The organism is Brevundimonas sp. (assembly GCF_041648055.1).
Lineage (GTDB): Bacteria > Pseudomonadota > Alphaproteobacteria > Caulobacterales > Caulobacteraceae > Brevundimonas.
Map to the genome: position 1 here is coordinate 899,368 of NZ_JBAZPS010000001.1, position 23,259 is coordinate 922,626.

26 protein-coding genes are annotated in these 23,259 nt (G+C 64.5%); 21 read left to right on the forward strand and 5 right to left on the reverse strand.

All coding sequences use genetic code 11. From position 1 onward, the window contains the following. Positions 1 to 17: 17 nt before the first annotated feature. The 4 genes from WC585_RS04465 to WC585_RS04480 all read left to right on the forward strand — a co-directional run bounded on the left by WC585_RS04465 (position 18) and on the right by WC585_RS04480 (position 4,275). Positions 18 to 818, forward strand: a complete 801-nt coding sequence (locus WC585_RS04465) for a response regulator transcription factor (RefSeq protein WP_373256352.1) — start codon at positions 18 to 20, stop codon at positions 816 to 818. Then, positions 815 to 2,284 (forward strand): ATP-binding protein, encoded by a 1,470-nt coding sequence (locus WC585_RS04470; protein WP_373256353.1) that lies wholly within the window; start codon positions 815 to 817, stop codon positions 2,282 to 2,284. Before WC585_RS04465 ends, WC585_RS04470 begins: the two co-directional genes overlap by 4 nt. A 41-nt stretch (positions 2,285 to 2,325) precedes the next feature. After that, positions 2,326 to 3,627, forward strand: a complete 1,302-nt coding sequence (locus WC585_RS04475) for a trypsin-like peptidase domain-containing protein (protein WP_373256355.1) — start codon at positions 2,326 to 2,328, stop codon at positions 3,625 to 3,627. A 315-nt stretch (positions 3,628 to 3,942) separates the two neighbouring features. Then, the gene (locus WC585_RS04480) at positions 3,943 to 4,275 is read left to right on the forward strand and encodes a DUF2794 domain-containing protein (RefSeq protein ID WP_373256356.1); all 333 of its coding nucleotides are present in this window, start codon (positions 3,943 to 3,945) and stop codon (positions 4,273 to 4,275) included. Between the two features lie 97 nt (positions 4,276 to 4,372). On the opposite strand, the gene WC585_RS04485 is transcribed toward WC585_RS04480, so the two are convergent. Then, the gene (locus WC585_RS04485; protein ID WP_373256357.1) at positions 4,373 to 5,128 is read right to left on the reverse strand and encodes a Bax inhibitor-1/YccA family protein; all 756 of its coding nucleotides are present in this window, start codon (positions 5,126 to 5,128) and stop codon (positions 4,373 to 4,375) included. Positions 5,129 to 5,254: 126 nt separating this feature from the next. On the opposite strand from WC585_RS04485, the gene thpR reads away from it, so the two are divergent. The 8 genes from thpR to WC585_RS04525 all read left to right on the forward strand — a co-directional run bounded on the left by thpR (position 5,255) and on the right by WC585_RS04525 (position 11,677). Beyond that, the gene (gene thpR, locus WC585_RS04490) at positions 5,255 to 5,794 is read left to right on the forward strand and encodes an RNA 2',3'-cyclic phosphodiesterase (protein ID WP_373256358.1); all 540 of its coding nucleotides are present in this window, start codon (positions 5,255 to 5,257) and stop codon (positions 5,792 to 5,794) included. Beyond that, entirely contained in the window at positions 5,791 to 6,327 is a 537-nt protein-coding gene (locus WC585_RS04495; protein ID WP_373256359.1) for a GNAT family N-acetyltransferase, read from the forward strand. Before thpR ends, WC585_RS04495 begins: the two co-directional genes overlap by 4 nt. 66 nt (positions 6,328 to 6,393) lie before the next feature. After that, positions 6,394 to 7,635 carry an NAD-dependent epimerase/dehydratase family protein gene (locus tag WC585_RS04500; protein ID WP_373256794.1) on the forward strand — a complete coding sequence of 414 codons (1,242 nt, stop codon included), beginning with the start codon at positions 6,394 to 6,396 and terminating at the stop codon, positions 7,633 to 7,635. A gap of 7 nt (positions 7,636 to 7,642) precedes the next feature. Next, entirely contained in the window at positions 7,643 to 8,512 is an 870-nt protein-coding gene (locus tag WC585_RS04505) for an SDR family NAD(P)-dependent oxidoreductase (protein ID WP_373256360.1), read from the forward strand. A 92-nt stretch (positions 8,513 to 8,604) separates the two neighbouring features. Beyond that, entirely contained in the window at positions 8,605 to 9,228 is a 624-nt protein-coding gene (locus WC585_RS04510) for a hypothetical protein (RefSeq protein ID WP_373256361.1), read from the forward strand. After that, positions 9,225 to 9,554 (forward strand): transcriptional regulator, encoded by a 330-nt coding sequence (locus WC585_RS04515; RefSeq protein ID WP_292173284.1) that lies wholly within the window; start codon positions 9,225 to 9,227, stop codon positions 9,552 to 9,554. The genes WC585_RS04510 and WC585_RS04515 overlap by 4 nt, the downstream gene beginning before the upstream one ends. Before the next feature lie 48 nt (positions 9,555 to 9,602). Beyond that, complete coding sequence (locus WC585_RS04520) at positions 9,603 to 10,385, forward strand: tyrosine-protein phosphatase (protein ID WP_373256362.1); 783 nt, start codon at positions 9,603 to 9,605, stop codon at positions 10,383 to 10,385. Further along, positions 10,382 to 11,677, forward strand: coding sequence for an anthranilate synthase component I family protein (locus WC585_RS04525; RefSeq protein ID WP_373256363.1), 1,296 nt, complete (start codon positions 10,382 to 10,384; stop codon positions 11,675 to 11,677). The genes WC585_RS04520 and WC585_RS04525 overlap by 4 nt, the downstream gene beginning before the upstream one ends. Here the strand turns inward: WC585_RS04525 and WC585_RS04530 are convergent. From WC585_RS04530 to WC585_RS04540, 3 genes are read right to left on the reverse strand one after another with little or no spacing between them, the layout of a single operon-like run. Then, positions 11,674 to 12,219 carry a TadE/TadG family type IV pilus assembly protein gene (locus WC585_RS04530; protein ID WP_373256364.1) on the reverse strand — a complete coding sequence of 182 codons (546 nt, stop codon included), beginning with the start codon at positions 12,217 to 12,219 and terminating at the stop codon, positions 11,674 to 11,676. The genes WC585_RS04525 and WC585_RS04530 overlap by 4 nt on opposite strands. Continuing rightward, entirely contained in the window at positions 12,209 to 12,739 is a 531-nt protein-coding gene (locus WC585_RS04535; protein ID WP_373256365.1) for a TadE/TadG family type IV pilus assembly protein, read from the reverse strand. Before WC585_RS04535 ends, WC585_RS04530 begins: the two co-directional genes overlap by 11 nt. Before the next feature lie 4 nt (positions 12,740 to 12,743). Continuing rightward, positions 12,744 to 13,169, reverse strand: coding sequence for a pilus assembly protein N-terminal domain-containing protein (locus WC585_RS04540; protein ID WP_373256366.1), 426 nt, complete (start codon positions 13,167 to 13,169; stop codon positions 12,744 to 12,746). Positions 13,170 to 13,448: 279 nt separating this feature from the next. On the opposite strand from WC585_RS04540, the gene WC585_RS04545 reads away from it, so the two are divergent. From WC585_RS04545 to WC585_RS04585, 9 genes are all read left to right on the forward strand, one after another. Then, entirely contained in the window at positions 13,449 to 13,619 is a 171-nt protein-coding gene (locus tag WC585_RS04545; RefSeq protein WP_373256367.1) for a Flp family type IVb pilin, read from the forward strand. Positions 13,620 to 13,737: 118 nt separating this feature from the next. Next, complete coding sequence (locus WC585_RS04550; protein WP_373256368.1) at positions 13,738 to 14,250, forward strand: prepilin peptidase; 513 nt, start codon at positions 13,738 to 13,740, stop codon at positions 14,248 to 14,250. Between the two features lie 133 nt (positions 14,251 to 14,383). Continuing rightward, positions 14,384 to 15,304 (forward strand): Flp pilus assembly protein CpaB, encoded by a 921-nt coding sequence (gene cpaB, locus WC585_RS04555; protein ID WP_373256369.1) that lies wholly within the window; start codon positions 14,384 to 14,386, stop codon positions 15,302 to 15,304. Next, positions 15,301 to 16,890 (forward strand): type II and III secretion system protein family protein, encoded by a 1,590-nt coding sequence (locus WC585_RS04560; protein WP_373256370.1) that lies wholly within the window; start codon positions 15,301 to 15,303, stop codon positions 16,888 to 16,890. The genes cpaB and WC585_RS04560 overlap by 4 nt, the downstream gene beginning before the upstream one ends. An 8-nt stretch (positions 16,891 to 16,898) precedes the next feature. Further along, positions 16,899 to 17,561 (forward strand): CpaD family pilus assembly lipoprotein, encoded by a 663-nt coding sequence (locus tag WC585_RS04565; RefSeq protein ID WP_373256371.1) that lies wholly within the window; start codon positions 16,899 to 16,901, stop codon positions 17,559 to 17,561. Positions 17,562 to 17,566: 5 nt separating this feature from the next. Next, positions 17,567 to 19,156 (forward strand): CpaE family protein, encoded by a 1,590-nt coding sequence (locus WC585_RS04570; RefSeq protein ID WP_373256372.1) that lies wholly within the window; start codon positions 17,567 to 17,569, stop codon positions 19,154 to 19,156. A 120-nt stretch (positions 19,157 to 19,276) separates the two neighbouring features. After that, on the forward strand, positions 19,277 to 20,812 hold the full coding sequence (locus WC585_RS04575; protein ID WP_373256795.1) for a CpaF family protein: 1,536 nt from the start codon (positions 19,277 to 19,279) through the stop codon (positions 20,810 to 20,812). 6 nt (positions 20,813 to 20,818) lie between these two features. Beyond that, on the forward strand, positions 20,819 to 21,796 hold the full coding sequence (locus WC585_RS04580) for a type II secretion system F family protein (RefSeq protein WP_373256373.1): 978 nt from the start codon (positions 20,819 to 20,821) through the stop codon (positions 21,794 to 21,796). A gap of 10 nt (positions 21,797 to 21,806) precedes the next feature. Further along, positions 21,807 to 22,787, forward strand: a complete 981-nt coding sequence (locus WC585_RS04585; protein WP_373256374.1) for a type II secretion system F family protein — start codon at positions 21,807 to 21,809, stop codon at positions 22,785 to 22,787. A 14-nt stretch (positions 22,788 to 22,801) separates the two neighbouring features. Here WC585_RS04585 and WC585_RS04590 read toward each other — a convergent pair whose 3' ends face one another. Next, positions 22,802 to 23,236 carry an SRPBCC domain-containing protein gene (locus WC585_RS04590; protein ID WP_373256375.1) on the reverse strand — a complete coding sequence of 145 codons (435 nt, stop codon included), beginning with the start codon at positions 23,234 to 23,236 and terminating at the stop codon, positions 22,802 to 22,804. Positions 23,237 to 23,259 lie beyond the last annotated feature (23 nt).

The window sequence follows — 23,259 nt, forward strand, 5'->3', positions numbered from 1 at the left end:
TCGTGGACGGAGAAACGATGCCGATATCCGAGACAGACGCCTTCGCTCAGCTTGGCGTGGTCTTCGCGGGGCGGCACGCCCTGCTGCTGGAAGACGATGCGGCGCTTTCGGCCCATGTGTCTGACAGATTGCTCGCGGCCGGGTTTGAGGGCGTGCGCCGCGTCGAGAGCGGCGAGGAAGCCCTGGCCGCGATCAAGGACGCGCCCTTCGACGTTCTGATCCTGGACCGGATGACGCGCGGCCTGGACGGGCTGGAGACATTGAAACGTATCCGCGCAGGGGACAGCCTGTCCTATGATGCCCCGGCCCTGATGCTGACCGCTCTCGGAGCCGAACGGCAACGGGTCGAGGGACTGATCGCCGGGGCGGACGACTATCTGTCCAAGCCCGTCGGCGACGAGGAACTGCTGGCCCGGATCGCCGCCCAGCTGCGCCGCGCCGCGCGGCGGGCCAGGCCCGCCGGAGCGGATCTGATCAACGGACCATTCCGCCTGGCGACAGGCGCCCGCACGCTGAAGCTGGAGATGTGCGGTAAGTCGCGTCTGATCGAGCTGTCGCCACTGGAGTTTGCCATCGTCAGCGAACTGATGGGCGCAAGAGGGCAGCCGGTGACCAAGACCATGCTGTGGGAGAAATGCTGGGTGGAGTGGACCTTTCTGCCCGACAATTTTGTCAACATCATCGATGCCCGCATCAGCGCCCTGCGGCGACGGCTGAAGGAACAGGTGCCCGAACTGGGCGAAGACCTGCACCCCCTGATCGTCTCGGCCCGCAGCCAGAGCCTGATCTTCCGCGAGCTGTCCGACAGGACAGAATGACGCCGGCCCGCAGGCGAGACCGATTGACCCTGGGCGGCCTGCGCTGCTGGCTGGGACAGGGCACCTCGACCCAGCTGGTTGTGGGAATGGCCATCGTGGCGGCCCTGGCCCTGACAGGCTCGCTGTATGTGACGGGTGCGGCGGTGCGGGTGGATCAGCGCGAACAGGCAGCGTTGGCTGCACTGGATGACTATGGCTCCATGGTCCAGAAGCTGGGCATCGAGACGGGCCTGGGCACCGCGACACTGACTGAAGGCGATACCGCCTTCCTGGCGGGCTGGCTGGCCACCTTCCAGAGCGGCAATGCGCGAGGCGCACAAAGCCTGGAGGAGACGTGCCGTACAGGGCGCGGCGGGGCGGGCGTGCGCTATATTCGCTCGCCGGTCGGGCCGCCGGTAGGCCTGGCCGCCCTGGCCACGACCCTGGCGGATCGTGCACCAGAGCTGGGCGAGGATGTCTACGTCGTCGCCTTGGCCAAGGGGGTCGTTTGTCCGAATCGTGCGGTCGAAGTGGTGGCCGTGCGTCGCCCGGTCGGGCCCCTGGACATCATCGTCGGCCGCGTCGTCGATCGTTCGGGCGAGGCCTGGGGGCGGGCTGTGATCGTGGTCATCGGGGCCGGGCTGGCACTTCTGGCCATCGGGCTGGGCGCGGCCGGTTACGCCCGGCAGCGCCTGACCCGCGCCGTGACGGAGGTCAGCCAGGCGCTGGATCGGGCCGGGATCGGTGACTTTTCATTGAGGGCCCCGGAAACGGCCGTTGCCCCCGAACTGACGGAACTGACCGGCCATGTGAACGGCACCCTGGATCGGCTGGAGGAACTGCTCAGCTGGTTGCGGGATTCCGCTGACCAGCTGGCGCATGATTTCCGTACACCTCTGGCCCGCGCGACCGCGAGGCTGGACCGGCTGAAGGAGGCCGAACTGTCGCCTGAGGCCCGCCGACTGGCCCAGGAGGTCAAGGCGGACCTGACCCAGCTGACGCGTGCGATGAACGAGGCCATGACCCTGCGCGATGGCGAGGCCTGGGTGTTCGAGACCATTCGCCTGGACCAGTTGGTCACCGCCGCCGCCGAACTCTACGAACCCCTGGCCGACGAGTGCGGCGCGACGATCCGCGTTGTGGCCGAACCGGTCGAGGTGCTGGGCGTGCGGTCGCTGTTGCAGCGCGCCGTGACCAATCTGGTGGACAACGCGGTCAAGTTCTCACCGGACGCCGGCGTCGTCACCCTGACGGTTGCCAGAAACGGCGACCGTCCCTTCCTGTCGGTCGCGGATCAAGGCCCGGGTTTTGCGCCCGAGGCCCTGAGAGACCCCGCTGCGGCCGTATCCATGGCCGTCGCGCAGGGGCGGGAAAGCCACGGCATGGGGCTGGCCTTCGTGCGCACCATCCTGAAACGCCATGGGGCCAGCATGACGATTGGTGACGCCGCGCCGGGGGCGGTCGTCACGGCGCAATTCTCACGCTAGGGTTCATCACTGGACAACAGAGGTGTGCGATGCGGCGTTTCATGATCCGAGCTAACAGGCTGTCGGCTCTTGCGCTGATCGCGGCGGTGCCACTGACGTTCGCCCTGCCCGCTGCCGCCCAGGATCCGATCTTCTTCGACAACCAGCGGGGCGTGTTCAGCTTCGCCACCGGGCTGGAGCAATCCTTGCCCGCTGTGGTGCAGGTCACCACCCTGGCCCAGTCCAGCGGGCCGACGTCCGGCGAAAATGATCCCAAGCCCATCTCCAGCGGATCGGGCGTGATCGTCGATGCGGGTCAGGGCATCATCATCACCAACAATCATGTGGTCGAAGGCGGAGGCAAATACACGGTCGACCTGCTGGACGGGCGGCTGTTCGATGCCACCCTGGTCGGCACCGACAAGGCGACCGATCTGGCCGTACTGAAGATCGAGGCGACGGGCCTGGCCCAGGTCGAGGTGGCCGATTCCGGCACCCTGCGGACCGGCGACCTGGCCTTTGCCGTCGGCTATCCGCTGGGGCTGGATCAGACCCTGACCATGGGTGTCATCTCCGGCCTGGGTCGGTCGGGCATGGGCGACCGGATCGAGGACTATATCCAGACCGATGCGGCGGTGAACTCCGGCAACTCCGGCGGGCCTTTGCTAGACAGCCGGGGGCGGTTGATCGGGATCAACACCTCGATTCTGTCGGGTGGTGGGGGCGGCAACGATGGCATCGCCTTCGCCGTGCCGACCCAGATCATGCTGTATGTCACCAATCAGTTGCGTGAGGCCGGAGAGGTCAAGCGCGGCAAGACCGGGGCCATCCTGGGCTCGCTGAACGCCACACGCGCTCGCAGCTTTGGCCTGCGGATCGTGCGCGGGGCGGTGGTGGAAGATGTAGCCCCGGGCTCCAGCGCCGATTCTGCGGGGCTGAAGCGCGGCGACATCCTCACGCGCATCCACGATCGCGCCGTGTCCAATGCGGGAACCGTCAACGCCACCATCGGCATCGCCGCGCCGGGCACGGAACTGGCCGTGGTCTATCTGCGCGACGGTCAGGAGTTGCGCACGACCCTGACGGTCGAGGCTTCGACACCGCGCGATGTGACGGTCGGGGCCGAGGCTCTGATCGGACGCGGGGCCTCGGTGCGGGCGGGGTCGGATGGGCTGGTCGTGTTCGCGGTCGAGGGCGGTTCGTCCGCCGCCAATGCCGAGCTGATGGCCGGCGACGTGATCCGGTCGGTCGAGGGACGCCGTGTGACCACACTGTCGGCCCTCGGTCAGGCGCTGGGCGGCGAGGGTCAGCGTCGCGTGGTCGTCGAGCGCGGCGATGAAACGCCCACCCTCACACTGCAATAAGGGACCCTACACCAGACAGCAAAACGCCCGCCTGGCCGGAGGGGGGAGATGGCTGGGCGGGCGTCTCTGCTTTGGAGGAAGCATCGGCCCACCAGAGCCCATTATGGAGTGATCCAGGGGGGCTGGGGGGGCTGTTCAGGATCCGGGACCGCTCCGGACTCTGGCGAGCCGATGAGACAGGTGTCACCCTCCATGACGGCGGGCGATGGGCCGAATGGCGGCGATTTCGTGTTCGGGCATTTTTATTGACCAGGCGACGTTCGGTCGGCTCCGGATACTCTGGCATTTGGCCGGGTACGGCCTAATCTGGGAGGCATGAACGATGTCGCCGATCTGTCGTCTCAGGCCGGGCCGGTCTTCTTCGACCGCACCGAGCTGGCCCTGATCCTGAGGGTCTATGGACGGATGGTCTCGGCGGGCGAATGGCGGGACTATGCGATGATCGGGCATAAGGAGGTTGCGGAGTTCGCGGTCTTCCGCCGGTCCGGCGACGCGCCCCTGTACCGGATCGAGAAACGTCCGGCCCTGCGTCTGAAACAGGGGCAGTGGGCGGTCATCGGCGAAGGCGGCATCATCCTGCGCCGGGGACGCGAGCTGCCGCAGGTGCTGCGTGTGTTCGACAGTCGCAAGTTCCGGGTGGTGGAATAGAAAAGGGCCCCGGCGTTTCCGCCGAGACCCTGTCCAAAACACACATTGCGCTCAAGCAGCGAGCCGCCGCGCGTGGAGCATTAGCGCACTAAAGCGATCACCTACGCCCACCGAACAGTGCCAGCAGAAACTGGAACATGTTGATGAAGTTGATGTACAGGCTCAGCGCGCCGTAGCTGGTGGCCACGCCCATGGCGTTGCGATCGCCGCCCAGGGCATAGTAGGTCATCTTCAGGCGCTGGGTGTCGTAGGCGGTCAGGCCGGCGAAGATCAGCACGCCGAGGGCACTGATGATCAGCTGCATCATGCCGTTCTGCAGGAACATGTTCACCACCGAGGCGATGATCAGGCCGATGACGCCCATGATCAGGAAGCTGCCCATGCCGGTCAGGTCCTTCTTCGTCGTATAGCCGAACAGGCTGAGCGCGCCGAAGGCGGCCGCCGTGATCAGGAAGGTCTGGACGACCGAGGCCCCCGTATACATCAGCACGACCGTACCCATGGACGCGCCGATCAGGGCCACGATCAGCCAGTAGAGGCCACCCGCGCTAGCCGCCGTCGGGTTCTTCATGACAAAGTTGGAGCCCAGCAGAACGACCAGCGGCGAGAAGGCCACGATCATGCCCAGGATGGTGAAGCCGGTCAGGCGGGTCACGCCGTCGGGAAACACCTGGGTCGCGAACAGCAGGTCGCGCACCGCCGGCACCGAGCCCGTGATATAGGCCAACACGGCCGAGACCAGCAGGCCCAGGGCCACCTTGTTGTAGACGCCCAGCATGAAGCTGCGCAGGCCCGCATCGACCGACATGTCGGCGGTGACGGGGGCGGAATAGCCGTTTCTGAAATCGCTCATCGCGAGATCGTCCTCCAAATCGAGCCGGGCGAACCCCGGCCTTTGCGATAATATCGGGCGTGATCAGCCCTTCCGCAAGGAAAACCGGACTTGGGGCAAAGGCTGCATCCCGCTACGAACAGTCGCATGATCCGTCTGTTCACCGCCCTGTGTATCCCCGAGGATGTGGCCGAGACCCTGGCCGCACGCCAGACCGGCCTGCCCGGTGCGCGCTGGCGAACGGCGGAACAGCTGCATGTCACCCTGGCCTTCTATGGCGAGATCGACGAGCGCCGGGCCGACGATCTGGCGCTGGAACTGGAGCGGGCGCAAGGCACGGGTCCGTTTGAGATCGCACTGACCGGTGTCGGGGCGTTCGGCGATGCGCACCGCAGCCACACCCTGTGGGCCGGGGTGGCACCGTGTGAGCGGCTGAATGTTCTGGCCGGTCGTTGCAAGGCGGCTGCCGAACGGGCGGGCGTGAGGATGGAGAAGCGGACCTATCACCCGCACGTCACCCTGGCCTATCTGAACAGCCAGACCGATCCGGCCCGGCTGGGGGCCTGGGTGGCGCAGAACAATTTGCTGCATTCGCCGCCGATCCGCATCGACCAGTTCGGCCTGTATTCCAGCACGCTGAAGAGTGACGGCAGTCTGTATCAACTCGAGCAGGTGTACCGCCTATGACCGGACCCATCCTTGAAACCGAGCGCCTGACCCTGCGCCCCACGGCGATGGAAGACTTCCCACGCTGGGCCGAGCTGATGGCCGATCCGGCGACGGCGCGTTTTATCGGCGGAGTGCAGGCAGCGCCTGCGACCTGGCGGGCGATGATGTCGATGGCCGGGGCCTGGAGCCTGACCGGCGTGGCGATGTTCTCGGTGATCGAGCGCGAGACGGGGCTTTGGCTGGGCCGGATTGGGCCGTGGCAGCCGCTCAGCTGGCCCGGCACCGAGGTGGGCTGGAGCCTGCATCCCGACGCCCACGGCAAGGGCTATGCGATGGAGGCGGCGGTCGCCAGTATCGACTATGCCTTCGATGTCCTGGGCTGGACCGAGGTCATCCACTGCATTGATCCGGACAATGCGCCGTCGCAGAAACTGGCCGACCGGCTGGGCTCCACCAACCGGGGCCCCGGCACCCTGCCGGCACCGTTCGAGACGGCGCGCGTCGACATCTGGGGCCAGAGCCGGGATCAATGGCGGGCGCGGGCGCGTTAAGGCCACGCTTTGCGCGCCCCGGCCCTTCGGCTAACGAGGCGTCAGGGTCTTTTGGAAGGGTATATGATGCGCGTACTGGTTCTGGGTGGTGACGGCTTTTGCGGCTGGCCGACGGCGCTGCACCTGTCGGCGCGGGGCTGGGACGTCTGCGTCGTCGACAATCTGAGCCGCCGCAACATCGACAACGAACTGGGGGTCCAGTCGCTGACGCCCATTCGGTCCATGGGCGAGCGGATCGCGGCCTGGCAGGAGGTCAGCGGCAGGACCATCGACTTCGTCAACATGACCGTCGGCAAGGAGTTCGACCGGCTGGTCGCCCTGATCCGCGACTGGGCCCCAGACAGCATCGTCCATTTCGCCGAGCAGCGCGCGGCCCCCTATTCGATGAAGTCGGCGCGGCACAAGCTCTACACCGTCGACAACAATCTGAACGCCACCAATCACCTGCTGGCCGCCATCGTGGAGAGCGGGCGGGACGTGCATCTGGCGCACCTGGGGACCATGGGGGTCTATGGCTATACGACCGCCGGCCTGCGCATCCCAGAGGGCTATCTGAAGGTCACGGTGGACACCGACTTCGGGCCAACGGAGCAGGAAATCCTGTTCCCGCCGAACCCGGGGTCGATCTATCATATGACCAAGACCCAGGATGCCCTGCTGTTTCAGTTCTATGCCAAGAACGACGGCGTGCGGATCACAGACCTGCACCAGGGCATCGTCTGGGGCACCCAGACGGAAGAGACGCGCCAAGACGAGCGGCTGATCAACCGCTTCGACTATGACGGCGATTATGGAACCGTTCTGAACCGTTTCCTGATGCAGGCGGCGGTCGGCTATCCGCTGACGGTGCATGGCACGGGCGGGCAGACGCGCGCCTTCATCCATCTTCAGGACACGGTGCGCTGTGTCGAGCTGGCGCTGAAGAACCCGCCGAAGACGGGGGATCGGGTCAAGATTCTGAACCAGATGACCGAAAGCCGCCGGGTCCGCGACCTGGCCGGGATGATCGCCGAGATGACGGGGGCCGAAGTCCACAATGTCCCCAATCCACGCCAGGAGGCGGATGAGAACGAGCTGGTCGTGGCCAATGACCAGTTCCGCGATCTGGGGCTGAAGCCCATCACCCTGGCCCAGGGGCTGATGGACGAGGTGACGGACATCGCGCGGCGCTATGCCGACCGCGCCGATCCGGCCAAGGTGCCGTGCGTGTCGACCTGGAACAGTAAGCGCGCCAAGGCGGTGAAGACGGAAACGGCGGTCGCGGTAACGCCGCCCCGCCCGGTCACGCCCCGCGCCGTCTCGGCCTGACACCTTCATGACCCACATCGCCGAAGTCTCATGCCTGCTGATTTTCGGTGGCGGCTGGCTGGGCGAGGCCGTGGCAAAGGCCGCTGCGGCCCGGGCTGATCACGTTGTCCTTACCAGCCGCGATGAAGACCGCCGGGCCGAACTGGGGCACCTTGGTTTCGAAGCCATCGACCCCGCCGATGCCGTCGCCCTGTCCGAAGCTGTGGGTCGGGCAAAGGCCATACTGATCACCGCACCACCCGGGCCTTCGGGCTGTCCCGGGCTGGAAGCCCTGGTGCCCGCGATAACGGCGTCCGGGGCCTATCCGGACTGGATTGGCTATGTCTCCTCCACAGCCGTCTATGGCGACCGGGACGGGGGCTGGGCCTTCGAGGACGATGCGCTGAATGCTGCCAGTCTGGAGGGCGCACGGCGGGTGCGCGCCGAGCGAGATTGGCTGGATGCGGGTCAGGGCATGGGGCTGACGGTGCAGATTTTCCGCCTGCCCGCCCTGTACGGCCCCGGCCGCTCGCCGATCGACCGGCTGCGCGACGGCACGGCGCGGCGGGTGCGCAAGCCGGGGCAGGTGTTCAACCGCATCCATGTGGACGACGTCGTCAGCGGCCTGTTCGCCTCCATGGCAGGGCCCCAGCCGGGCCGGGCCTATACGCTGTGCGATGACGAACCGGCCGCAGCCGACGCGGTCATGGAATGGACGGCCGAACAGCTGGGTCTGCCCCAGCCACGCGAGGTGGACTGGACCGATGCCTCGGTCAGCGATGGCATGCGGCGCTTCTATCTGGACTCCAAGCGGCTTTCTAACGCCCGGGCCAAGGCTGAGCTGGGTTGGCGGCCCAATTATCCGACCTACCGCGAAGGCCTGAAAAGTCTGATGTGAAGCCGCAAGCCGCCCCACACGACCTCGCCATGACAATGGACTTTACAATACAAAGCACTTGTCGTAAGTCCTCGGTCAAGGAGGACTTCAATATGACCCACGACCCTATCGACACCCCCAATGACATCGCCTGGATGCGGCAGCTGGCCGAGGAAGGCGCGCAGACACCTATGCGCGGCGGCTCGTTCCTGATGACCGGTGGATTGGTCTTCGGAATCGCAAGCCTGTTCCACTGGGCCTTTGCGACCGGCCTGCTGCCGGGCGGTATGGACGCCGTCTGGATCCCTTGGCTGGCGTCGGGCCTGATCTACGCCGCCTTCATCGCCATCGCGACGCCTCAGCTCAAGCGGACGGAGACGGTCCAGACGACGGCCAACAAGGCCTCAGCCATCGCGTGGTCGGCCATGGGTTGGGGCATCTTCGCGATGTTCGTCTCGATGGTGGCTCTGGGGTGGAAACTAGGTGTGGATACCATCCCCGTGATCTCCGCCCTGATCCCGTCCATCATCATGGTCTTCTACGCCACCGGCTGGGCCGTCAGCGCCGTCATGCACCGCTCGCGGGCGATGTGGATCCTGTCGATCGCCAGCTTCATCGCCGCCCCGATCCTGGCCCTGTTCGCAGGAGGCACGGGGCAGTATCTGGCTTACGCCGCCGCTCTGATAGGTCTGATGGGCCTGCCCGGCTACATCTTCATGCGGGCGGCCGGGAAATGAGCGAGCCTGCGGCAAAGGTCGAAGAGGCGTTCGACATCAACCGCATCGACGACGTCATCCACGGACGGGTTCGCCTGGGGATTATGGCGATCCTGTCGGGGGTGGAGAGCGCGGACTTCAACACGCTGAAGACCCGGCTTTCGGCCACGGACGGCAATCTGTCGGTGCACCTGCGCAAGCTGGAGGATGCCGGGTTCGTGGCGGTGACCAAACGGTTCGAGGGCCGAAAGCCCCTGACCGAGGCGAGCATGACACCCTCCGGACGCAAGGCCTTCATCGCCTATCTGGATGCCATGCAGGGACTGGTGAACGGCTCGCCCGGCTGAGACATCGATGCGGTGGCGAGCGGTCACGGGGTCGGCTAGAAGCGCCCCATGACCGCTCGCATTCATCGCTTCGACGACCTGGATAATTTCCGTGATTTCGGAGCCTACGATACGGCGGCGGGGCGGCGGCTCAAGACCGGTCATCTGTTCCGGGCGGGGCATCAGGCCCGGGCCAGCGATGCGGACCTGGAACGGCTGGAGGCTTTGAACATCGCCACCGTGGTCGACCTGCGCCGCCCCAGTGAACGACGCGATCAACCCTCGCGGCGGTGGACCAGCTTCGACGGACTGGTGATCGAAAGCGAGCTGGACGACGGCGGCGAGGCCCCGCACATGCGGTTCCTGCGCGAGGCCGAGCTGACCCCCGTGTCCGGCCGGGCCTTCATGATCGACACCTACAAGACCCTGCCGTTCGACGAGGGGCATCTGGATACCTTCAGCCGCTATTTCCGCGCCCTGGGCGACAGCGATCGGCCCGTGCTGATCCACTGTGCCGTCGGCAAGGACCGGACCGGGACGCTGGCGGCCCTGACGCATCACCTGCTGGGCGTGCACCGCGACGACATGATCGCGGATTATCTGCTGACCAATACCGCCGTCGATCTGGAGGCCCGTGCCCCGGCCATCGCCCGGCAGCTGGAGAAACGCACGGGCCGCGTGGCCTCGCATGAGGCGGTCGTCGCCTTCCTGGGCGTCGATGCCGTGTTTCTGGAGACGGCGCTGGCGACGATCATCGCGCGCCACGGCTCCATCGATGCCTATCTGGAGCAGGCGCTGGGTGTGGACGCTGGCTTGCGCGACCGGATCGGCGAGCGGCTGAGCGCGGCATGAGCCTGACGGCGCGTCATGTCCGGACGTGCGACTGGCGCGAGCCTCTGGCCGTGGCCAATGGCCTGAGGGACTGCGACGGCCTGCTGGCCCTGTTGTCGGATGGCGGCGTTCTGGGACGGCGGTCGTTCGTGGCCGCCGATCCGGACCGGGTACATATCGGGGCCCTTGAAGACAGCGGTCACCTCGACGCCTTGCGGGATCCTGAGTTCGCAACCGGGGTCGTGGGCCTGATCGCCTATGACGCAGGCGCGCGACTGGCGACGGGTATGCGCCCCTCCGACTGGCCAGACCTGATGCTGGCCCGCTATCCGTCCATGCTCGTGTTCGACCACGAGGCACGGACGGTAGAGGCGGTCGGGCGAGGACGCGATGAGGCGCAAGCAACGCTGGCCTGCGATCGCGCGGTGGGCTGGCTGGAGACGGCGAGAGCGCCGGACACGCCCTCGGCACCCGCGCTGACGTTCGAGGCGGAGGACGAACCGCGCATCTATTGCGCCTCCGTCGCCGATGTCGTGGACCGCATCGCGGCGGGCGAGCTGTTCCAGGCCAATATCGCGCGCGCCTGGTCCGGCGAGCTACAGCCCGACGCCGACCCGTTCGACGTGCTGCTGAGGCTGGCCGGGCGTGAGGCCGCCTTCGGCGCGTTCTGGCGAATCGGCGACCGGGCCATCGTGTCCAACTCGCCCGAGCTGTTCCTGACCTGTGATCCGACGGACGGACGCATTGAGACGCGGCCAATCAAGGGCACGCGCATGCGCGATGATGATCCGGTGCGCGATGCGGCGCTAGCGACCGATCTGTGCGACAGCGCCAAGGACCGGGCCGAGAACCTTATGATCGTCGATCTGATGCGCAACGACCTGTCACGGGTGGCGGCACCTGGTTCGGTCCGCGTCGAACGGCTGTTCGAGATCGAAAGTCACCCAACGGTTCACCATCTCGTTTCCACCATTGTGGCGAAGGCGACGGACGGCACGACAGCGGCGGACCTGATGGAGGCGACCTTCCCGCCCGGCTCGATCACAGGTGCTCCCAAACATCAGGCCATGAAGGTCATCGCCATCCATGAAGGTCCGCGCGGTCCCTGGTGCGGCAGTCTGTTCCACATTGACGGGGACGGCGCGCTGACAGCATCGGTGCTGATCCGGACAGCCGCCTTTGAACGCCCGGGCCAGGTCTGGCGATTCCGGACCATGGCCGGTGCCGGTATTGTGGCCGATAGCGATCCATGTTCCGAACTGGCCGAGACCGAGGCCAAGATACGCGCGCTACGCGAGGCTCTGGTCGGCTAGCAGTCCGAACAGATCACCTTGTCGACGATGCGGGGCCGCAGATAGTAGGTGCGCTCCAACTCGGTAACGGTCGGCAGGAACCGATCAACCGGCGAGTCGTAGTCGTAAATAGACTCGGACATAATCAAGCTTTCGCCGTTATTGATCAGGCCCGCAGGCACAACGACCGTGCCGGTACGAGGAGCCATGCCGCGGGCAAAGCTCCAGTCCACCCGCACCACGCCTGTATTGTCGCGCGTGATGCTGGAGACACGCGTCTCCAGAGGGCCGGGCGAAAACGGCTGCATCACCTGATTGCCGATGTTGAATATGTCGTTCAGCTCGCTTCGCGACAGCGACTGCGCCCGCGCGGTCAGGTCAGCCACCATCGAGGTGACGTGGCTCATCCGCTTGTGAGCCATATGGGCCTGACAAAGCTCGGCCATGCCGAAATAGAGCAGGATCATGACCGGAGCGAGAAGGGCAAACTCTACGGCAGCGACACCGTCCTGGTTCCGCCCGAACTGTCGCGGGGTATGAAAACCCCTGGCTTTACGGCTCATTTCTGAACGCCGTGATTGACATCAGTCGGGCGCTTCCATCACCCAGCCGCGAAAGGGCCTGGTTCAGAAACACAGTGACCAGCGGCTGGCGGTACCAGACGCGAACAACGACAAGACTGTTGATCGTGCCGGGATCGAACAACAGTTGAGAATCGTCAAAGGTGGTGCCGTCGACCATCGGGTCAGGCGGAACCGTGGCGAAAGCGGGAATAACCCTCACATCAATACTGATGCGCTCCTCACACTGGGTGGCGAACACGCTCATACGCCCGCACAGATCGTCGCGAAACTCACCGGCAGTCATGTTCGCGGACTGCGCCTGGCCTGTGCGGATCAGCCGACTGCTGTCGAGCATGGCGTTCGACAACACAGAATCCAGCGTGAAGATCACACCGAGTTCCAGCAAGGCAAACATCATGAAGCTGAACGGCAAGGCGACCATGGCAAACTCGACCGCCGCGGCACCTTCGCGCCTGCGCCGACGCCGACCGCCCGGCTGTCGTTCATGCCGACGCCACATGGCCTTACTGCGAAGGGGTCGAGGACGCCGAGCCCCCGCCAGCCGCACTACGCACGCTTGGAGAGCACGAGGTTCCGCATGCCATCTCAGTCGCCTGGCCACCACGCCAGACGCGCACGCGACCAGTGCCGGTACCCTCGCTGACAACGATTTGGCGTTGAAACACGGTACGACCTATGGCGTCCACAGCCACGATTTCGGTGATGCCGTAGCCCTTGCCCGTAATGTACAGCGTGTTGGAGTCCACCACCGTCACATCAGCGATCAGCGGATTGCCGACAATGACCGAACCCGCAGCAGCGCGAAGCGGAATGCGCATGGCCTGATCGATGCCTACGCTGAGAGGCGCTGACTGGGCAGCTGCCAGGGCCGGCGTACAGATGGCCGCCAGACTGAAGACGCTGGCGATGACAGTGTGTGGGCGAAACATGGCGTCGACTTCCAATGAACGGGCGCGCGCGTGAGCGTTGGCCGATCATCGGTCGCAATCCTCAACAAACGCTAAAGGTCGAGATGCATCATTCCGAATACAGCAGACACGACCAAAACCGCCTGAAAATTCAGCTGATAAAGGTAAATTTCAAAGTAACCATGACGCACTACCTCACCTTAACTTCGGTCGGTGTTTATAGGCATTGTTACGGGGGTGAAGCGGGCGACCGACCTCTCCCACAGTTGTCCGCTAGACCTTTTTTGAAAGAGAACAAACATGACCAAGTTCATTTCCAAGTTCGTGTCCGACGAGTCGGGCGCCACCGCCATTGAATACGGCCTGATCGCCGCTCTCATTGCCGTCGTCATCATCGGTGCCGTCACCCTCCTGGGCGAGAACATCGACGCGGCCTTCAACGAAGTGGCCGGTGCCATCGGCGGCGCCTGATCCAGCCTGTTAGTATGGATCGGAAGGGGCCGGAGCGGAAACGCTCCGGCCCTTTTCTTGTCCTGCGTCGGGCACACGAGCAACCGGACCTTAACCGCTGGTCTCTAACGTGCCCGACATGGATACCTTGATCCTCCTGACCCTGTCCGTCATGCCGGCCCTGACCATCGTCGCGGGGCTGAAAGACATCACATCCATGACGATCCCCAACTGGATCTCTGCTGCGCTGGTCATCGGTTTCTTTCCAGCAGCGCTTGCTGTCGGCCTCTCACCGATGACGATCCTGTCTCATGTCGGGGTCGGGATAGCGGCGCTGATCGTGGCCATGGTGATGTTTGCCCTTCGGGTATTCGGCGGTGGCGATGCCAAACTGATGGCTGCGACCTGCCTTTGGATGGGCCTTGCCGGGACCGGGCCCTTCGTACTGTGGACGGCTGTCATAGGGGGCGTGTTTGGCCTTGCACTTATTCTGACACGCCAACACGCCCAGCCACTGGTCGCAGGCGCTCCGGCCTGGTTTGGCACTCTGATGACACCGAAGGGTGACATTCCGTATGGCGTGGCGATCGCTGCTGGAGCCCTGATGGCGTATCCGACTTCCCCGCTGATCCAAGCATTTCTGGCGCGCTGACCGAACCGCGATACTCCGAAGAACAACGGTCGCCGCGTTTAGGGGGGCGTTAACCCCCGGCCCTCATGATTGTTAACGGTAGAGCGCCACAGGACCAGTTCCTGACGAGGGTGCGATCCTGCCGGAGATCGTGATGAAGCCTGCAAAAATCGCCGTGATAGCTGTAGCCGCCGTCGCCGCCATCGGCTTGGCCCTGGTGGTCCGCGCGATGGGGTCGGGTGGGCAGCCCACCGCCGTCGCCACTGCAGCCCCTGTCGACACGCGGCCAATGGCGCAGGTTCTCGTCGCGGCCAAGGATCTGGCTCCCGGCCAGCGCCTAACCGACGCCGATCTGGCCTGGAAGGAATGGGCCGTTGACGAGGTCAACCCGGCCTTCATCACCGACGGCTCTGTACCTATTCCCACTGCCGCCGAACCAGACCCGGCGGCCGAAGAGCCCAAGCCGAAGGGAGCAGTCGCCACTGTGACCCGCGCGGCCACCAACCTGGCCACCGGTGGTGCCAAAGCCGACTATGTCGGCTCCGTCGTGCGGGAACCCATCCTCGCGGGCGAGCCCATCATCGCTCGCAAGATCGTTCGTGCGGGCGACAGCGGCTATATGGCCGCCTATCTGGAACCCGGCATGCGCGCCATGTCCATCAGCATCGCCGTCGACACTGCGGCCGGCGGCTTCATCCTGCCCGGCGACCGGGTCGATGTGGTCCTGACGCGCGAAACCAACTTCGGCAATGTCGGTGCCACGGAAGGCGACCGTGCAAAATTCTCCTCAGCTACAGTTCTGCAGAACATCAAGGTTCTCGCTATCGATCAGTCGACTCGTGCGGGAGATGATGCCCAGACCGTAGTCGGTGCCACCGCAACCCTGGAAGTGGCACCCACGGATGCAGAAGTTCTCGCCCTGGCAAAGGCCGAAGGTGAACTGAGCCTTTCGCTACGCTCCTACGCCGATACGGGCGGCCCTTCCGGCCGCGCTTCGGCACCCGCACGTCAACAGCAACCTTCCGCCGTTCGCATCTATCGCGGCGGCGCGCCCGAAGTGGTGGTCGTCCAATGAAACAGCGCCTCCTCGCCGGTTGTCTGGCGGTCCTGACGGTCGCCGCCATTCTCCCCTCCGCGTCGACATCGGCACAGGCGCAGTCCAGATCGGCCCTGCCGATGGGGGCCGGGGCCCAGCTGATCAATCTGCCGCGTGGCTCATCCATGGCAGTCGACCTGCCCGCCGACGCGCGGGACGTGATTGTGCCTAATCCGGTCGTGGCAGAGGCCATGCTGCATTCGCCGCGCCGCATCACCATCATCGGACTGCAACCCGGCGAGACCGATGCGGTCGTGCTGGACGCCTCGGGGCGAACGATCCTGTCATTGAGGATCCGCGTCGACGCCGGCGTTTCGGCGCTTCAGGATACACTGGCGCGCATGATGCCGGGTTCACGCGTTCAGGCCGAAGCAGTCAATGACAGTATCATCCTGACCGGGCCGGTCGGCAGCCCCGGCGAAGCGGATCGAGCCACCCAGGTCGCACGTGCATTCGTGTCCGCACCTGAAAAAATCATCAACATGATGACCATAGCCGGTTCCGACCAGGTCATGGTCAAGGCCCGTGTGGTCGAGGTTCAGCGCAGCGCCATTCGACAACTGGGGCTTTCGACGAATGTCGTGATCAATGACGGCAACCAATCTTATGGGTTGGGCCGATCCAATACTTACGGCGTGAACGGGTCATCATTAGGCGGGTCCGGGCTGTGCTATGGGCAGACGGGACGCACCCAGAACAACACGAGTTCCAATGGGCAGACAATCAATACCCAATCGGGCAACTCTGTTACCGAAGTCGTGGAGGTCCAGGGCCCAGGCGGGACGACCACAACAACCACAACAACGTCGGGTGGCACGACTGGCAACGTCATCAGCAATCTGGTCAGTTCAGCCTTCCAGACTGTTCTCGGCACCAATGCGAACGCCTGTCTGCAAGCCTTCGAGCGGGCGGGTCTGGTACGCACCTTGGCAGAGCCCAATCTGACCTCGGTCAATGGAGAGGATGCTGAATTTCTCGCCGGCGGCGAGTTCCCCGTGCCAACAGGTCGTGACAACGACGGCAATATCCAGATTACCTTCAAGCCCTACGGTGTCCGTCTGGCCTTCCGTCCGATCGTACTCTCGGAAGGAAGGATATCGCTGCAGCTTTCCACCGAAGTATCCGAACTCTCGACCCAGGGTGCCTTCACCCTCGGCGGGTCCGCAGCCAACGCCCTTGTGATCCCCGCCCTGAGTGTACGGCGCACGTCCAACACGGTGGAGCTGCCGTCCGGTGGATCTCTGATGATTGCAGGGATGCTCAAGGAAGACACTCGCCAAACGATCGATCAACTCCCTGGTATCGGCAATCTACCTGTCCTGGGCTCGCTGTTTCGCTCCAGAGACTACCTCTCCGGCGAGACTGAATTGGTGATCATTGTCGAGGCCTACATCGTATCGCCGACGTCGCCCTCACGGATGCAGACTCCGGCTGACGGGCTTCAGTTTGCCAACGACGCCCAGACCATCCTGCTTGGTCAGATGGAACGTCAATTTTCTCCCGACTCAACGGTGGGCGGCCCCTCCGACAACTGGGTCGGCCCGGTGGGATATGTGATCGAATGAGGTTCCCCGTGAGAACACCCATCCTCTTGATCAGCACACTTGCGCTGGGTCTGTCAGGCTGCGCCGGTTCAGCAAGTCTGAACGACATGCCGGTCACCCCCCTGTCGCAGTATGTGCTGCAAGTCGAACCGGACGTGGACCGTATCGCTCTTGCCGTGCATGATCACGGTCTCTCGGCCAATCAGCAGGATGCACTGCGCAGCCTTGTCGGTCGCTTCGCCGCTTCGCAAGCGTCTGTACTGAGGATTGAGGCCCCCTCCGGAAATGACCCCGTCGCTGCGGCCCAGGCCTATGCGACGCGCGACGCCATTCAAGCCATGGGCGTGCCCGGAGACCGGATTCAGATTGTCGGCTACCACGCACCCGACGCGCGCGCTCCTGTGCTTGCCGGCTTCGAGGTCCTTCGGGCGTACATCCCTGACTGTTCTACAGAGCCAAGAAGCCCGAGAGCCAGGACACCCGACGGCAAGACGGGGGGGTTCGGTTGCTCTGTCACCGCCAATATGGCCGCTCAGATCGCCAACCCGCAGGACATTCGCACGCCTCGCAGCCTGCAACCTGCGGATAGCGGTCGCGCGGCAGTGGTCTTCGCCCGGTATCGCCAGGGCCAAACAACGGCAGCGCCCCAGGAGACACTTGTCCGGGGTCGCGTCGCTGAAGCCGTGGAATAGATCAGATGAGCAACGCCTTCGCCCCCCGCGCCTTTGAAGATTTCGACGAGGACTTCGACCTGGACATGGGCAATGACCAACCGATGCCATCGGCCGCTGCGCCCAATGGCATGGTCGTGGCACCGGGCGATATCAATGGTGATCAGCGGCAGCCGCTGCGCTTTACCGCACCAGCCGGAAGCGTTCCGGCCACCGCCACCATGCCCGCTCCCGACACATTCCCGGTCGAGCCTGACCCCGCCCCTGCGCCGGTGCGTCAGGTAGAAACCAGCGGCTTTGACCCCGTCGGCGACATGGTGACCGGCGCGGCAGCGGCCTTCTCGCCGCCTGTGGCCATGACCCATACGCCCGAGGTTTCGGTTCCGCGGATCGCCATCCATGTCTTCGCCGAGCGCCAGGACACATTGGCTGCTGCAGAACGAGCCGGTCAGGACCGGCGTTTGTCGCGCGCCACGACCCAGATCCGGATCGGCGGCATTCCCGCGGCAGTCGAGGCCTATCAGCACGAGCCGACCCCGCCCCTGATCGTCGTCGAATGCCTGAGCGATCCGCAGCGTCTGCTGTGGGAGGTCGATCAACTGGCCGAGGTCTGCGACGCAGGGACCAAGGTCGTCGTGGTGGGCCCCACCAATGACATCCTGCTGTTCCGGGAGCTGATGCGGCGCGGGGTCAGTGAATATCTGGTCGCTCCGCTACAGCCACTGCAACTGATCACCGCCATCGGCGGCCTGTTCGCCGATCCGGCCCAGCCCTTCATCGGCCGCTCGATCGCCTTCGTCGGCGCCCGAGGCGGATGTGGTGCCAGCTCTGTCGCGCACAACACCGCCTATGCCCTCAGCGAGAAGATCGGGGCCAATACGGTCATCGTCGACTACGACCTGCCCTTCGGCACTGCCGGCCTGGATTTCAACCAGGACCCGCTGAGTGGCGTCGCCGACGCCCTGACCCAGCCTGACCGGCTGGATGCCACCCTGCTGGACCGGATGATGGTGCGCTGCACCGACAAGCTGAGCCTGTTCGCAGCGCCAGCGACGCTGGACACCGACTGGGACATCTCGGCCGATGCGTTCGAAGAGGTGACCAGCCAGATTCGCTCGACCGCCCCCTTCGTCATCCTGGACCTTCCGCACCTGTGGTCCGGATGGATGCGCCGGACGCTGATTACGGCCGACGAGGTCGTGGTCGTGGCCACGCCCGACCTGGCCAGCCTGCGCAATGCCAAGAACATGATGGATCTGATCCGTCAGGGTCGCCCCAATGATGCGCCGCCGCGCCTGGTCCTGAACCAGGTGGGTGTGCCGGGACGTCCCGAAATACCCGCCAAGGAGTTCGGCGCGGCCCTGGGCGTTCACCCCAGCCTGATCATACCATTCGATCCGAAGACCTTCGGCACCGCCGCCAACAACGGTCAGATGATCGTCGATGCCGGGGCCAAGTCCAAGGCCGCCGAAGCCTTCCAGACCCTGGCCCAGATCGTCTCGCAACGCGAATTGCCGCAGGCCCAGCCCTCGAAGATGCGGGCCCTGCCCGCACCCGCTGGTTCCAAGCCCGCCAGCAAGTCGCTGTTCGCCGGCCTGTTCAAGAAGAAGTCCTGATCCGTGTTCGGCAAACGCACAGGTCAGCCCGGCAGCCCCCCACCCGCAGCGCGTTCGCCATCGGCCGCGCCCACTGCAGCGGCCATGCCGAAGCCGGTATTGGGCGGCAACGACGATCTGATGCTGGACGAGGCTCCGGCAGTTCAGCCGCAGGCCTTTGCATTCGGCAGCGCCGAATCCATCGCCGCCGCTGAAGTTCAGCAGCGCAAAAAGGACAGCTACACCGCCAAGCCTGCCTCCGAGGCCGCCGATCGCCTTGATGCCCTCGCCAATCGCCCGCGCGAGGTAGAGGCCAAGCCCAAGGATGGACCGGGTCCGAAGTCCACCCCGGGCTTCGAGCAGCTGAAGAAGGCCGGTGCCGTCGCCGAGATCGTGCGCGAGCAGTCCGACTATTATCACGCCACCAAGACGACCATCTTCAACGCCCTGATGAACACCATTGACCTGGCCCAGCTGGCTGGTCTGGAGACCAAGGCGGCAGCGGAGGAAATCCGCGACATCGTCGCCGAACTGGTGGCGATCAAGAACGTCTCCATGTCGGTGGCCGAGCAGGAACACCTGGTCCAGGACATCGTCAACGATGTGCTGGGCTATGGTCCGCTGGAGCCGCTTCTGGCGCGCGACGACATCGCCGACATCATGGTCAATGGTGCGGGCCGGGTCTTCATCGAGGTCAACGGCAAGGTCCAGCTGACCAATATCCGCTTCCGCGACAACGCACAGCTGATGAACATCTGCCAGCGGATCGTGTCGCAGGTCGGCCGCCGCGTCGATGAAAGCTCGCCCATCTGCGACGCCCGTCTGGCCGACGGTTCGCGCGTCAACGTCATCGCGCCGCCGCTGGCGATCGACGGCCCGACCCTGACGATCCGGAAGTTCAAGAAAGACAAGCTGACGATGAAGAACCTGGTGGAGTTCGCCTCCATCAGTCCCGAGGGCGCGCGCGTTCTGGGCGTCATCGGCGCGTCGCGATGCAATCTGGTCATCTCGGGCGGTACCGGCTCGGGCAAAACCACCCTGCTGAATACGCTGACGGCGTTCATCGACCCGACCGAGCGTGTCATCACCTGCGAGGACGCCGCCGAACTGCAGCTGCAACAGCCGCACGTCGTCCGTCTGGAAACCCGCCCGCCCAACCTCGAAGGTCAGGGCACGATCACCATGCGCGATCTGGTCAAGAACTGCCTGCGCATGCGTCCCGAGCGGATCATCGTCGGCGAGGTCCGCGGACCGGAAGCCTTCGACCTGCTGCAGGCCATGAACACCGGCCACGACGGCTCCATGGGCACGCTGCACGCCAACAGCCCGCGCGAGGCCATCAGCCGAATGGAATCCATGATCACCATGGGCGGCTACGGCCTGCCGTCCAAGACCATTCGCGAGATGATCGTCGGCTCGGTCGATGTCATCGTTCAGGCCGCCCGCCTGCGCGACGGATCGCGCCGGATCACCCACATCACAGAGGTGGTCGGTCTGGAAGGCGATGTCATCGTGACCCAGGACCTGTTCGTCTACGAAATCACCGGCGAGGACGAGAACGGCAAGATCGTCGGCCGCCACCGCTCGACCGGCATCGCCCGACCCCGCTTCTGGGACCGTGCCCGCTATTATGGCCTGGAGCGTGAACTGGCCGAGGCCCTGGACGCGGCGGAGTAGACGCGGATGTTGCCCATACTTGCCGCCGTTTTGGCCTTCATCACCATCGGGGGTTTGGGCTGGGTCTTCGTCGGGGGCGGAGATTCCAGCGAACAGGCCCTGAAACGCGCGCAGACCTTTACCGGCACCGCCAGCGGAAACGCGGCCGTACGAAAGGCAGCCGCAGCCAACACACCCGAGGCACGCCGCAAGCAGATCATGCTGCAGCTGCAGGAATCAGAGCGACGCGAACGAAAGGCACGCGTGACCATCGCTGCCAAGCTCAAGCAAGCCGGACTGAAGATGCCTGTCAGCCTGTTCTGGATTTTGAGCGGCGTCACAGGTGTGTTCTTCGTCCTGCCGCCTCTGATCTTCGGACTGAACATCTTCATCGCACTGGGCATCGGCTTCGTCATGGGATTGGGCCTGCCGCGCTGGATCGTCGGCTTCCTGGGCAAGCGCCGGCGGGCGAAGTTCTCTGCGGCTTTTGCCGATGCCGTCGACGTCATTGTGCGCGGCATCAAATCCGGCCTGCCGGTCCACGACTGCTTCAAGATCATCGCCAAGGAAGCCCCGCTCCCGCTGGGCCCGGAGTTTCAGACCCTGGTCGAGGGTCTGGGCGTTGGTCTGACGCTCAGTCAGGCTCTGGACAAGATGTACGAGCGCATGCCGACGCCGGAGCTGAAATTCTTCACCATCGTCATCGCCATCCAGCAGAAAACCGGTGGCAATCTGGCCGAGGCCTTGAACAACCTGTCCGTGGTGCTTCGCGCACGACGGATGATGGGCGAGAAAATCAAGGCCCTGTCGTCCGAAGCCACGGCCTCGGCCGGTATCATCGGCTCGCTGCCGCCAGCGGTCATGATCCTGGTCAGCCTGACGACCCCGGATTACATGTCCAAGATGTTCACCGAAACGCGCGGTCAGTTCATGCTGCTGATCGCGGTTCTCATGATGACCCTCGGGGTGTTCGTCATGAAGAAAATGATCTCGTTCAAGTTCTAAGGGCCCGGACATGAGCGACATCATCGCCTTCTTCACCAATATCCAGAACCTGCTGAGCATCGGCGTGGGCGTGCTGGTCTTCGCCACCGTGATGACGCTGCTCTCGGCCATGGGCGGCGGGGCCAAGCTGGAGGGACGGATGAAAGCCGTCGCCATACGCCGGGATGAGCTGAAGCGCCGCTCGCGCCAGGCAATCGCCAGCCAGAATGCTCCGGGTGCCCTGCGCCATACCGACGACGGCTTCAAGAAGACGGTCGTCGAGAAGCTGAACCTGTCAAAGATGCTGGAGGATCCCAAAGTCGCCGACCAGATGGCGCAGGCAGGCTTCCGTGGCCCCAAGCCTCTGACGACCTTCTACTTCTTCCGCTTCTCGATGCCTTTCGTCCTGATGACCGTCGCGGCCCTGTACGTCTTTGTGCTGAACGACTTCGGCCAGCCGGTCACGATCCGCCTGGGCATCGTCATTTTTGCCGCTGCTATCGGCTTCTATGCACCCAATCTCTATCTTCAGAACCGCATCTCAAAGCGCCGCGTCTCCATCATGCAGGCGTTTCCCGATGCACTCGACCTGCTGCTGATCTGCGTCGAGGCCGGTATGTCGATCGAGGCGGCCATCACCAAGGTCAGCCAGGAGATCGGTTCGTCGTCCATCGACCTGGCCGAAGAACTGACCCTGCTGTCGGCCGAACTCAGCTATCTGCCGGACCGACGGATGGCATATGAAGGCCTGGCCAGGCGGACCAATCATCCAGGCGTGAAGTCGGTGGCCACAGCCATGACCCAGGCGGAGACCTATGGCACACCGTTGTCGACGGCTCTTCGCGTCATGGCCAAGGAAAACCGTGATCTGCGTCTGTCCGCCGCCGAGAAGAAGGCTGCCGCCCTTCCGGCCAAGCTGACAGTGCCGATGATCCTGTTCTTCCTGCCGGTGCTTTTCATCGTCATCCTGACTCCGGCGATCATCAGCATCCAGGATACGATGGCGAAGTAAGGACTGGCCTCGCTTCAGCCCTGGACAGCCGAACGCCAGGCTTCGGCGACCGTCTCGACAGCCGTGCGCAAAGTCTTCTTGTGCTTTTCGAAATACATTTCGCCGCGCAGGCCGGTGAAGATGTAACCGTTGGAGACGATGCTGCTGCCTGGCTCCAGTTCCTCGATCTCGAAGTATCGCATCGACTGAAACCACAGACCCCGCTTTTCGGTCCAGACCAGCTGGGAGTTAGGTTGCCAGTCGCTGACGCGGGCCTCGGCCGCACGCGGTGCAAGACCCGGTATGGTTTCGGTCAGACGAATATCGCCACCGAAGGCAATAGTTCCGCTGAGACCCGTCTCGACGGGATTCCAGCGATCCCAGCCATCCAGTTCCTCGATGACGGCCCAGATGTTCTCGACGGGAGCCTGAATGCCGAAGCGTTTTTCGATACGTGCGATCGTGGTCATGCCGCTGATCTGGCATGACTTCC